Origin of the sequence: Microbacterium sp. p3-SID336, from assembly GCF_025143365.1 — a bacterium.
Taxonomy (GTDB): domain Bacteria; phylum Actinomycetota; class Actinomycetes; order Actinomycetales; family Microbacteriaceae; genus Microbacterium.
In genome coordinates, this window is record NZ_JALXPE010000015.1 from 1 (window position 1) to 11,200 (window position 11,200).

Here is an 11,200-nt window from a genome sequence, read left to right on the forward strand (position 1 = left end):
CGGTGACGGCGGGATTCGAACCCGCGGTTGCTTGCACAACACACGCTTTCCAAGCGTGCTCCTTCGGCCGCTCGGACACGTCACCAGGGAACAACCTGTCCATCCTATCCGATGCGCCGACTGCCGCGTGACCGGCGACCGAGCGGTCGATGACGTTGGGTGGACCCAGCTAACATATTGCACGTTACCCGCGAGTCGCCCTATCCTCATGTGAGGACGGAAAGTCGTCCTCTGGGGTGGACACGGCTTCGAAAGGAGCATCCGTATGCGTGCGTCGGTGACCTCGCCGAGCGGCCGATTCGCGGCCGAGGCCTTCGAGCAGTACGTCAGGGCGCGACGGACCGTGGTCGACGGAGTGGTGTTCTTCCTCGAATCCGCCGCGGACCTCCCGGAGGTCGAGGCGATCGCAGAACCTGGGGACATCGTGATCGCGCCGTCCGGCTCCACAGACGGCGGGGGCCGCCGTCTCATCCGATACGAGGGGCGCTTCTGCGAGCCCGGCGATCAGATGACGCTCGGCGGCGGCCTCCGCTACCACCTGCAGGACTACCTCGCTGCGCCGTTCCTGCTGATCGACAGGCCGACCGTGATCCGGCTGCACCGCCTGGAAGGTGTCGCAGCCCTTCTCAACGATGCGGATCTGGCCTGGGAGACGGGCGTCTTCGTCGGCCAGCTCCTGAGCAGCGCCGCGATGATCGACTCGCACGCCTCCTTCCTGCCCGCACCGCCGAGCGGGGACGCGCTGGTGCGGATCCACGTCACGGCCGAGGGAGACTACCGCGACGGTCCGGACGGCCTGCTGCTCGGCGTCGTCGGCGATGAGCGGGCGGAGCTGGAGGCGACAGCCGCCGAGCACGGCGGTCCGGGGCGCGCGCTCGCGCGGGTGGTCCCTCCCGGAGTCCTCGAGGCGGACCTCGATGATCGGCCGTGGTTCGGGCGATACATGATGGCGCTGGCGCTCCTGCGCGGACGCGACGACCTTCCTCCCCGTCCCGCGCTCTCCGGTTTCGGCGGACACCTGGTCGGGGCGCTCGACGACGTCGATGCGCACCCGCGCGCGGTCGCCGTCGATGCGCCCTTCCTCGTGACGGGCGAGGGAGACGAGTACCTGCTCCTCGACCCCACCAGCGGCATTCGTCTGCGTCTCGGGGTGGACGCCGCACGCGCGGCCGAGTGCCTCATCGCCACGGGCGAGGAGCCCGGCGCGGCAGCGCTGCTGGCATCGGAGCTCGGCAGTCGCGCGAGCGCGGTGCGACCGCTTCTCCGCCAGCTGCGACGGCGGCTCGCCGCGGCCGGCCTCGATGTCCCCGCGGCGCCACGGCGATGAACGCGACGGACGACACGGACCTGCGCGGCGCCCGGGCCCTCCGCGAGTGGGTCACGGGGGAGCCGCGGGAGTACGCACGGGTGTTCCTCGTCGAGAGCGGCGCCTCCGCCGAGACTCTTCACGGCTGCACCTCACCTGACGACGTCGTGCTGTTGCCCGCGGAGAGCGAAGGCCACGACGGCCCAGCGCAGACGGTCCGCTACACCGGTTCCCTGGACCAGATCGGGGACGAGCTGTACCTCGGTGCCCGCGGCGTGGAGCTCCAGGACTACATCGCCGCCGCCTTCGTGCAGATCCTCGGCCCGACGGTCGTGCGCTTCGCCGACGCGGCCAGCTGGCACGCGTTCCTCGACGACGCCGAGCTGGCCCGGCACACCGGGGTGTTCCCCACCGCCTTGACCGATCCCCGGGTGCTGCTGGCAGACCGTGGTGCGCTCATGCATCCGGCCGAGCGGCGGCGCCCCAGCGCAATCAGAGTGGGGTCAGGCGGGCGGATCGGCATCGGCGTCCATGGCGCCTCCGCCGTCGGGGGTGGGCAGCTCGCGGAGGTGCTGGCGGAGCCCCGACCCGGCGTGCTCGCACTCGACGGCATCGCGTCCGAGACCGACCTCATCGCCGACCTCGCCCGCCACCCCTGGCTGCCGCGATACCTCACCGCGATCGAACTGGTGAAGATGCTTCGCCTGACCGACGGCGAGTCGACGATCGCGGGCTTCGGCTGGTCGCCGCTCGCCGACGGCGGCAGCGATGCCGAGCCGCTGAGTGCGGACCCCTTCCTGCTCCGCACTCCCGATGGCTTCGTCCTGGCCGACATCACCACGCTCCGGCGACAGCTGCTGCCGCCCGCCACCGCGATGGTCGTCGCGGCGACGCAGACGTCGACCACGCTCGCACGCGCCGCGGACCGTACGGCACGCCTCCTCGGCATCGCGGTGCAGGATGCGCGGGCGCTGTGCCGTCAGGCGATCCAGGCGCTCAACGTGCATCCCGGCAGCGCGGTGCACCGCAGCACGACGGCGGAGGCCGTGGGGTGAGGGATCCGCACGCGCTCTGGACCTCGATGCTCCCTGCGAGCTCCGTCTTCCCGCCCGACCGCGTCGCCGTCGCCGCGCGCGGACACCGCATCGAGTTCGCGGATGGCTCCTCCCGGCTGTGCGCGACGAGCGGGCTCTGGAACGTGCCCCTGGGCTTCGGGAACCCCGCGGTAGTCGAGGCGGTGAGCCGAGCCCTTCGCGATGCCTCGTACCTCACCCTCTTCCGGTCGCCGCATCGCTACGCCGAGACCGCGGCCGACGCCCTCATCCAGCTCGCCGGTCCCGACCGGTACGCGCGGGTCATCTTCTCCACATCGGGTGGCGCGGCGAACGACGCCGCCATGAAGCTCGCGCGCCAGTACTGGGCGCAGCAGGGCACGCCCGCCCGTTCCCTGAGCGTCGGTCTCCGGGCCAGCTACCACGGCACGACCTACGGCAGCCAGGCGCTCAGCGGGGACGATCTGCTGCAGACGGTCTACGGCGTAGACCGCCGAGGAGTGCGACACGTCGCCGCGGACGACGACGGAGTGGAACTGGAGGCGCTGCTGCAGCGCGAGGGCTCACGGGTCGCCTCGGTCGTGGTGGAACCCGTGCTCGGGTCGGGGGCCCGTGCGCTCTCCGATGGCTTCGTGCGCCGACTCATCGAGCTCCGTGACGAGTACGGCTTCCTGCTCGTCGCGGACGAGGTGGCCACGGGCTTCGGTCGGACCGGCAACATGTTCGCGACAGACACGTGGAGTGCCGCGCCCGATGTGCTCATCCTGTCGAAAGCGCTGACGAACGGCGCCATGGGCGCTGCCGCCCTTCTGGTGGGCCCGCGCGTCGCGTCCGCGTTCAGCGCCGGCGGCTGGACCTTCGTCCACGGGGAGACGCAGGCGGGAACACCGGCGTGCGCGGCAGCCATCGTCGCCGTGATCGACGAGTTGCACCGCATCGACGTGGAGTCCACGACGCAGGCGCTGGCGGTCGAGCTTCGAAGCCTTGCATCGCGGTGGACTGCTGACGGGGTGGTCGGTGAGATCTCCGGGCGCGGCTGCTTCCTCGGAGTGGAGCTGCGCGCCGCCGACGGCACTCCGCTGACCGCGCAGGAGGTGCTCGGCGTCGTGTCGGCGATCGCTGACCAGGGGGTCGTGGTGCATCCGGGGCCGAGCTCGATCCAGCTGATCCCTGCCTACGGCTTCACCGACCGGGAGCTCGACGAGGTGGACGCGGCTGTGCGCGCCGGCGTGGCGCAGGCGCGGTCCCGGATGCAGGCGCACACACGAGTGCAGGTGCCCGTGCAGGCGCCGGCGCAGCTGCCAGCACAGATGCAGCCGCAGACGCCGGTGCAGACGCCGGGGCAGACGCCGGGGGTCTGCGCATGAGGGCGGACTCGACGCGACGCGTGCCCACGCTGTGGCACGGACACGGCGTCGCGCGACGGATGACCGCGCGGCTGACCGCGGGGCGGGCGGCGCTCGTCATCGCGGACGCGGCGGTCGCGGCCCCGCTCCCGCCCGGAGCCTCGGTGCGGACCATCACCGTCGACGCGCGGCGCGTGGATGTCGCGATGGTCCTGACGCTCGCGCACGAGATCGCGCGGCGGCGGCCGGAGGTCGTCGTGGCCGTGGGCGGGGGCAGCGTCCTGGACGCCAGCAAGATCGCCGCGCTCGCCCTCGCCCCCGGACGTGCCCTCGACTATGCGATCGGCCACGCCTCCCGCTCGGCGCTGACGATGCTCCCGCGTGCCGCCGCGCCCGTCGACCTCATCGCCGTGCCCACCACGATCGGCACCTCGTCCGAGACCAACAGCGTCGGCATCCTCAAGAACGCGAACGGCTACCGCCTGCTCATCGGAGACTGTCTGCGCCCGCGACACGCACTGATCGATCCGTGCCACCTGGCCACCCTGACCCGCAACGCCGTCAGAGAAGGGGCGTTGGAGGCGTTTCTTCGGCTCGCGGGCGCGTCGACGGGCGTGGGACGCACCACCAGGAGCGACAGCGACGCGGTCGCCCTCGGCAGGGCGATCCTCGAGACGGCGGCCCGTGATTCCGTGACGCCGGCGGGGCGGCTTCGTCTCGCGCGGCTGAGCGCCGCGACGCAGCGCAGCGCCGCGCTCCGCGGCCCCGATCGCTTCAGCGCCCGCCACTGGTACCTCGCGAACGAGGTGGCCTTCCATCTGCGGGTCCGGAAGATGGCGGCCACAGCTGCCGTGATCGCGGCCGTCTGGCGGCGGATCTGGGCGGGTGACGTACGGTGGGGCGACCGGGGCCGCCTGGAGGAGTTCTGGGCGCGGGTCGCCCACGCGGTCGCGCTGCCGCTCGACCCGCCGACCGGGATCGCCGCGCTGCTGGACGGCTGGGCCATCGCGAGTCCGCCGCGGCCGAGCACCCGACGGATCGATCGCATCGCCGCTGCCACGGAGGCCTGCTGGGGGCGACGACGGCCGATGCTGCCCGGCCTCATCGCGGCGGACTTCCGCGAGGTGCTGCGCGATGCCCGGTGGGCTCCGCGACCACTCCACGGCGATGGTTTCGCCGACGGAACGACCGAACGACCGAGAGGAGGTGAGGGAGATGAACACAGACGTTGACACCCGCATTCGCTTCGAAGAGCTGGATGCGATGGAGGCCCCCAGCTGGGAGAGCTTCTACAAGGGCGTGCTCGGGGCGCTGGTCCTGATCGGGATCGGCGCGGCTGCGGCGACGTGAGACCCGGGATGACATCGAGAGAAAGGAGGTGAACATGCACGCTGCGACATCGACCCTCGAGTTCACGGAGCTCGAGGCCATGGACGCGCCGGATGACGCCGGCGACTTCCTGCGCGGATTCGCGGTCGGCGTGATCATCGGGATCCTCGCCCTGACCTAGACCGAGTCCGGAACACCAACCAAGGAGGTGCGCAGTGCAGACGACGTCGCTGGAGTTCGCAGAACTCGAACAACTCGACGCACCGCTCGAATGGTGGGAGCACGCCAGCTACATCATCGCCATCATCGGCGCTGCGGCGGCGATCGCCACATGACCGGTGGGGGGGGGGCGGCCCCACACGCCCGCACCCCATCGCCGCGGAAAGACAGCATGCGTATGACACAGCCCCTGACGGAGACCATCGGGGCCCGCCTGCGCGCAGCGGGCGCCGTCGCGCGCGCACAGGACCTCTACGAGGGCGCCGGCACCGACTTCTACGAGCGGCTCGTCGGCGGCGACCCGGTCGAGATCCGGGAGGTGCTCGCTCTCGCCAGAACGACGGGCGACCCGATCCTCGATCTCGCAGCGGGAAGCGGCCGACTGACGATCCCGCTCGTGAGATCCGGCCGGCGCGTGACCGCCCTTGATTCCTCCTCGGACATGCTCTCCCGCCTCCGTCGCGCCCTGCCGGATCACCCGCTGCTCGACGGCGTCGTCGCAGACATGCGGAGCTTCGCGCTGGGGCGGGTCTTCCCCCTCATCGTGCTCGGCGCCACATCCATCACGCTCCTCGACCGCGCAGGCCGAGCGCGGCTCTACGCGGCCGTGCAGGGCCACCTCGCCGCGGGCGGGGTGTTCGCCCTGACGGTCGCCGGTGGTGCCTCGGCCACGGAGCTCTCGTCGCCGCAGGACAGGGAGATCACCGTGCCGGGCCCCGACGGCGCGCAGACCTACCTGTTCTCGCAGCAGATCGAAGACGGCGGGTCCACGCGCCTGGTCAACTGGGTCCGCGTCGCGGACGTCGCGCCTCACGCCGAGGTCACCGTCCTCACCAGCCGCCTGCGGCTCCTCGACGCACACCACCTCGCGCGGGAGCTGGTCGACGCGGGTTTCGTCACGCCCGCCATCACCGCCGTGCGCGCGCACCCGGGCGTCGACATCCTGCTGCTCGCGACGACGTGGCCCGACGCGCCCCGGAGAGGCGGCCCCGATGTTCGCGGCTGATCTGCTCCGCCGCCGCGGTCGCCGCGCGGGCGCCCCGCTCCGCGCGGCGGACTGCCCGCTTCTCGCCACCGAGGTCGCTTTCGTGCCGCACGGCGACGACGGGAACTGGATCGCGATGCGGCAGGGTGTGCCGTCCGCGCGGGTGTCGCGCGCCGTCGTCGAACTGCTGACGGCGATGGACGGGCGCACGCCGCTCGACCGCCTGCATGGGCGCTTCGCCGCGTCGCAGCCCCTCGACGAGTTCCTGCGCCTCGTGCAGCGATTCCGCGCCACGGGGCTCCTGGACGGCTCGGCGACGCCGCCGCCCGGCCGGTGGACGTACCGCGCGCCCCTGACCGTGCAGTTCGCGACGTTGCGGGCGCCGGCGCTGTTCGGGCGGCTGCACGGACTCGTGGCGTCTCTGCCGCCGCGGCTCATCGTTATGACGGCCGCCGCCCTCGTGGCGCTGGGAGGCGTCGCCGCCGTCCTCCAGCTGGCCGACATCGCGGCCGCCGCGAGCAGTCCCGTGCCGCTGCCCAGCCTCGTGATCGTCATCGGCACGCTCGGACTCCTGACGCTGCTGCATGAGACCGCGCACGGCCTCGCGCTCACGCGGTTCGGCGGCAGCCCGCGTCGTGCCGGGATCATGCTCCTCTACCTGACGCCCGCGTTCTTCGTCGATGTGACGGACGGCTGGCGTCTCAGCGCCCGCCGACACCGCGTCGGAGTGGCGCTCGCGGGCCCCGCCGTACACGCGGTCGTCGGTGCGGGCGCGTGCCTTGCCGCGCTCGTGCTGCCGCAACGACCGATCCGGCTCACGCTGCTGCTTCTCGCGGTCGCCTGCGGTGTGATCATCGCGGTCAATCTGATCCCGTTCGTGCGCTTCGACGGGTACCTCGCGCTCATGTCCGCGTTGGACGAGCCGAACCTGAGGAACCGGACGATCCGAGACGCAGCCGCCTGGACGGCTCGGGTCCTGTTCGGCGGCCGCCGCGCGAGCAGGAGCCTGGACCGGTGGTGGAGCGTGCCGTTCGGCCTCGCGAGCGTGGCGGCACCCGTGATGCTGGTGCTCTTCGCTCTGGCCCGCGCCGCGCGAGCGCTCGCCGCAGGCGGGCCGGCGCTCGGTGTGCTCGTGGTCGCGGGGGAGGGCGCGATCGCTCTCGTCGCCCTGCACCTGGTGGTGCGCTGGCTGTACCGAGTGCACCGTTCGGGGGTGTCCACCCTGCGGTTCGTGAGCGTCATCGCCGTGGCGCTCGGGACGGCCGCGCTCGCCGGGGTCGTCGTGCCCGTGCCCTCCAGCATCGCGCTCGGCTTCTCCGTTCGAGGGGATCGGGTGGTGCTTCTGCAGGCGGGGAGCCGACCAGCCGTCGATCTTCCCGAGGGGGCGCAGGTCACACTGCTGAGCAACGGCTTCCTCGTGAACGACGAGATCGGCCGGGGAACACTCCGCACGCGGCCTCCGACGCGGACGACTGTCGCACCGGATGCCCTGTTCCCCGTGACGGTCGACGGCGTGGCGCTCTCCGCGGTCGCGGTCGCCGACGTGAAGCTGACCTCCTCGCCGACGCACCTTCCGCTCACCGGCCAGGCCCGGGTGGACCTCGGCAGCAGAAGCGTGTGGCAGGCGTTGTGGACGGATGCGGTGCTGGCACCGCTGTCGGCCCCGGGAGACGCGCATCTGCCCGACGAGAAGCGACATGGCGAGAACCAGCAGGACGACACGGAGAAGAGGGATGCCCATGGATGAGCACGCGATCGAGGTTCGCGGCCTGACGAAGAGGTTCGGTGCGCACACCGCCGTGGAGGAGCTGTCGTTCGCCGTGCCGTGCGGGTCGATCGTCGGGCTGCTCGGGCCGAACGGGGCGGGGAAGTCGACGACGCTGCGCGCGATCGTCGGGCTGCTCGCCCCACGGCCGGGACCGCCCTCGTCGACGGGCGGCCCTTCTCCGCACTGGACAACCCTGCCGCCCACGTGGGCGTGCACATGGACGGGTTCGGCTTCGAAACGGGGATCACGGCGCAGCGTCACCTGGAGATCGCGCGCCTCGCCGCCGGTGCTCCGCGCAGCCGGGTCGCGGATGTGCTCGCCGAGGTCGCGCTCACCGCCGACGCCCGGCGCCGCGTGAAGACCTTCTCGACGGGGATGACGCAGCGCCTCGGTCTGGCGACCGCGCTGATCGGCTCCCCGCGCACGCTGATCCTCGACGAGCCGGCGAACGGACTCGACCCGGATGGCATCCGCTGGCTGCGCGGATTCCTCCGCAACTTCGCTCTCCGCGGGGGGACCGTTCTGATCGCGAGCCATCAGCTGCTCGAACTCGAGCAGATCGTCGACGAGGTCGTGATCATCAAGCGGCGGGCGCTCTTCGCCGGCCCTCTCCGCGACCTGGTCGCGGATGGCGCCGACTCCCTGGAGAGCAGGTACTTCGACCTCGTGGAAGGAGCGGACTGGTGAGGGGCGCCGTCGCGAGCGAGCTGCTGCGGTCGGTGAGCGGGCTCTCGGTGCTGGCGGTCTATCTGGTCGCGGTCCTCCTGCCGGCGTACGTGCTCTTCTCGGACGGGTCGCGGTTCGATGCCGCGGGTCTCGACGCGGGCGAGGCCACGCTCCGCCTGATGCAGCCGTTGGCGTGGGCGGCGATGTCCGCGGCGTTCGTGGGTGCCTACACCGTGACGCGCGAGTACTACTACGGCGCGATGGACCGGACGCTCACCGCGATGGGCTTCCGCCGGGCGTTCGTCGCGAAGCTCGTGGCGGGCGCGCTGATCGCGGTGGCGCTGACGGTGTGCACGGCCCTGTGCTGGACGGTGGGGACGTTCTTCGTCCTGAGAGCCCAAGGCCTGGTGATGGAGATGACCCCCGCGGCCTGGGGCGTGTACGGCGGCGCGGTGTTCGGCGCGATGTTCGGTGCGGTGATGGGCGCATCCATCGGCTGGATCAGCCGGAACTACTACGTGACCGCGATCGTGGTCCTGGGGTTCCCGATGGTCGTGGAGTTCGCGTTGCTGCGAACCGCGCCGGAGGTGGCGAAGTTCTCGCCCGGACTGGCGCTCGCGGCTCTGGGCGTTCCCGGATACCAGGGGCGGCTGCTCGATCTGGTGCCCGCCCTCGCCGTGACTGTCGTATGGACCGCAGGGTTGGTCGCGGTGGCGTGGGCTCGGGGGCGCAGGAGCGTGGCGTGATCCGTCGGGCGTTCCACGCGCAGGTGCAGGGCTTCGCCGGGGACCTGGTGCTCCTCGGGGTCGCGACCGCGGCGTTCGTGATGTCGCTCTCCCTGGCGCTGAGCATCCCGTCGGAGGCCGCCGCGGCTCCTCCCGGCGCGAGGGAGTCACTTGCCGCGCTCCTGAGCTCCGCGCTCGCGATGAACGCCGCGATCCTCGCCGCGATCTACGGCTCGTTCCGGTACACGATCGATCGACGTGACGGCGTGATCGCGCAGCGGCTGATGCTGCAGTCCCGGTGGGCGCTCCTGCTCGCCAGAGCGCCGACGACCGCGGTCGGCGGCGCGGTCGTCGCGCTGGTCTCTCTGCTCGGTGGTCGTCTCGCGCTCGCTCTCGCGCTGGGCGGTGTCCCGGTGGACGTCGGCGCCGTCGCGCGTACGCTCGGCATCGGTGCGGTCGCGGCCCTCTGGGGGCTGGGAGTGGGCCTTCTCGTGCGGTTCCATCTGGTGGCTCTGTTCGTCACCGCGATGTCCTTGGGGGTCGCGCCCGTCCTGGCAGCGCTCGGCGTCGCGGCGGCCGCCGCCTCCCCGCTGCTGGCCCTGCTCGCGGCGTTCGGATTCGATGTCACCGGGGTCGGGCTGCTGCCGGAGCATCGACTGGATCCCGCCGTGTCAGCGCTGGTGGCGGTGGGCTGGGTGCTCGCGGCGGTGGGAGCCGGGGGTGCGGCGTTCGTCCGCCGCGACGTGACCTGACGGCCAGCGCACAGAGCACCGCTGCGGACGGGCGACGTAGGATTTCGAGGTGGCAACCCCCAAGATCGTCCTCTTCTACGCCTTCACGCCCCTGGCCGACCCGGAGGCCGTGCGCGTCTGGCAGCGCGATGTCGGTGAGGCCCTGGGGCTGCGGGGTCGGCTGCTGATCTCGTCGCACGGGATCAACGGCACCCTCGGCGGCGACATCACCGCCCTGAAGAAGTGGCTGCGCTCGTTCCGCTCCTATGCGCCGTTCCGCGACGCCGACATCAAGTGGAGCGAGGGCTCCGGCCTCGACGCCGAGGGGCGCAGCGTGGACTTCCCCAAGCTCAGCGTCAAGGTGCGCGAGGAGATCGTGTCGTTCGGTGCACCCGGCGAGCTCCGCGTGGACGAGCACGGCGTGGTCGGTGGAGGCACGAGGCTCACCCCCGAGCAGCTGCACGCCCTGGTGGAGGAGCGCGGCGAGGAGGTCGTGTTCTTCGACGGGCGCAACGCGCTCGAAGCGCAGATCGGGCGGTTCCGCGGCGCGGTCGTGCCCGACACGGACACCACCCGCGACTTCGTGAGGCTGCTCGACGAGGGGGTCTACGACGACCTCAAGGGGAAGCCCGTCGTGACGTACTGCACGGGCGGCATCCGGTGCGAGGTGCTGTCGAGCCTGATGACCGCACGCGGCTTCGGAGAGGTGTACCAGCTGGAGGGCGGCATCGTCCGCTACGGAGAGAAGTACGGGGACGACGGCCTCTGGGACGGGTCGCTGTACGTGTTCGACGGCCGTGGGTCGGTCGACTTCTCCGACCACGCGCGAGTGATCGGAGAATGCGCCGGCTGCGGTGCCGCCACCAAGCGCACCGCGAACTGCCCCGACCTCTCCTGTCGCGCGCAGTTCGTGGTGTGCGAGACCTGCGACGCGGTGCCCTGCGATGCGCACGCGGCGGGGGCGGTGTCCGCGACCGCCTGACCCCACGCCCGCGGCGACCCGCCCTGGTGCGTGACCCCGCGCCCCGGCGACCGCGGCGACCGGTCACGGTGCGTGACCCCGCGCCCCGGCG

The 11,200-nt window shown here is 72.0% G+C and carries 13 protein-coding genes, 1 tRNA gene and 1 pseudogene; 14 read left to right on the top strand and 1 reads right to left on the bottom strand.

Translation table 11 applies throughout. The features are described 5' to 3' along the window. A tRNA-Ser gene (locus M3C17_RS06055) sits at positions 1-85 on the bottom strand. Between the two features lie 180 nt (positions 86-265). Here M3C17_RS06055 and mpaB (M3C17_RS06060) point away from each other — a divergent pair. The 14 genes and pseudogenes from mpaB (M3C17_RS06060) (at position 266) to M3C17_RS06120 (ending at position 11,109) form a co-directional block, all read left to right on the top strand. Further along, complete coding sequence (mpaB, locus tag M3C17_RS06060) at positions 266-1,327, top strand: daptide biosynthesis RiPP recognition protein (RefSeq protein ID WP_259976757.1); 1,062 nt, start codon at positions 266-268, stop codon at positions 1,325-1,327. Continuing rightward, on the top strand, positions 1,324-2,361 hold the full coding sequence (gene mpaB, locus M3C17_RS06065) for a daptide biosynthesis RiPP recognition protein (protein WP_259976758.1): 1,038 nt from the start codon (positions 1,324-1,326) through the stop codon (positions 2,359-2,361). Before mpaB (M3C17_RS06060) ends, mpaB (M3C17_RS06065) begins: the two co-directional genes overlap by 4 nt. Next, positions 2,358-3,725 carry a daptide-type RiPP biosynthesis aminotransferase gene (gene mpaD / locus M3C17_RS06070; RefSeq protein WP_259976759.1) on the top strand — a complete coding sequence of 456 codons (1,368 nt, stop codon included), beginning with the start codon at positions 2,358-2,360 and terminating at the stop codon, positions 3,723-3,725. The genes mpaB (M3C17_RS06065) and mpaD overlap by 4 nt, the downstream gene beginning before the upstream one ends. Further along, complete coding sequence (mpaC, locus tag M3C17_RS06075) at positions 3,722-4,936, top strand: daptide-type RiPP biosynthesis dehydogenase (protein ID WP_259976760.1); 1,215 nt, start codon at positions 3,722-3,724, stop codon at positions 4,934-4,936. Before mpaD ends, mpaC begins: the two co-directional genes overlap by 4 nt. Next, positions 4,920-5,054 carry an MpaA1 family daptide-type RiPP gene (gene mpaA1 / locus M3C17_RS06080; RefSeq protein ID WP_259976761.1) on the top strand — a complete coding sequence of 45 codons (135 nt, stop codon included), beginning with the start codon at positions 4,920-4,922 and terminating at the stop codon, positions 5,052-5,054. The genes mpaC and mpaA1 overlap by 17 nt, the downstream gene beginning before the upstream one ends. 34 nt (positions 5,055-5,088) lie before the next feature. Beyond that, the gene (mpaA2, locus tag M3C17_RS06085; protein WP_259976762.1) at positions 5,089-5,214 is read left to right on the top strand and encodes an MpaA2 family daptide-type RiPP; all 126 of its coding nucleotides are present in this window, start codon (positions 5,089-5,091) and stop codon (positions 5,212-5,214) included. Between the two features lie 34 nt (positions 5,215-5,248). Then, a complete protein-coding gene (mpaA3, locus tag M3C17_RS18770; RefSeq protein ID WP_311198432.1) occupies positions 5,249-5,368 on the top strand; it encodes an MpaA3 family daptide-type RiPP in 120 nt (39 codons plus the stop codon). Between the two features lie 62 nt (positions 5,369-5,430). Then, positions 5,431-6,258, top strand: coding sequence for a daptide-type RiPP biosynthesis methyltransferase (gene mpaM / locus M3C17_RS06090; RefSeq protein ID WP_259976763.1), 828 nt, complete (start codon positions 5,431-5,433; stop codon positions 6,256-6,258). After that, entirely contained in the window at positions 6,245-7,984 is a 1,740-nt protein-coding gene (mpaP, locus tag M3C17_RS06095) for a daptide biosynthesis intramembrane metalloprotease (RefSeq protein WP_259976764.1), read from the top strand. The genes mpaM and mpaP overlap by 14 nt, the downstream gene beginning before the upstream one ends. Beyond that, a pseudogene (locus M3C17_RS06100) lies at positions 7,977-8,395 on the top strand (ATP-binding cassette domain-containing protein); the annotation flags it as partial. The gene mpaP and the pseudogene M3C17_RS06100, both read left to right, overlap by 8 nt. Beyond that, positions 8,381-8,692 (top strand): AAA family ATPase, encoded by a 312-nt coding sequence (locus tag M3C17_RS06105; RefSeq protein ID WP_259976813.1) that lies wholly within the window; start codon positions 8,381-8,383, stop codon positions 8,690-8,692. The pseudogene M3C17_RS06100 and the gene M3C17_RS06105, both read left to right, overlap by 15 nt. Continuing rightward, complete coding sequence (locus M3C17_RS06110) at positions 8,689-9,417, top strand: ABC transporter permease (protein WP_259976765.1); 729 nt, start codon at positions 8,689-8,691, stop codon at positions 9,415-9,417. The genes M3C17_RS06105 and M3C17_RS06110 overlap by 4 nt, the downstream gene beginning before the upstream one ends. After that, entirely contained in the window at positions 9,414-10,148 is a 735-nt protein-coding gene (locus M3C17_RS06115; RefSeq protein WP_259976766.1) for a hypothetical protein, read from the top strand. The genes M3C17_RS06110 and M3C17_RS06115 overlap by 4 nt, the downstream gene beginning before the upstream one ends. A gap of 49 nt (positions 10,149-10,197) precedes the next feature. After that, entirely contained in the window at positions 10,198-11,109 is a 912-nt protein-coding gene (locus M3C17_RS06120) for a rhodanese-related sulfurtransferase (RefSeq protein WP_259976767.1), read from the top strand. Positions 11,110-11,200: the final 91 nt, after the last annotated feature.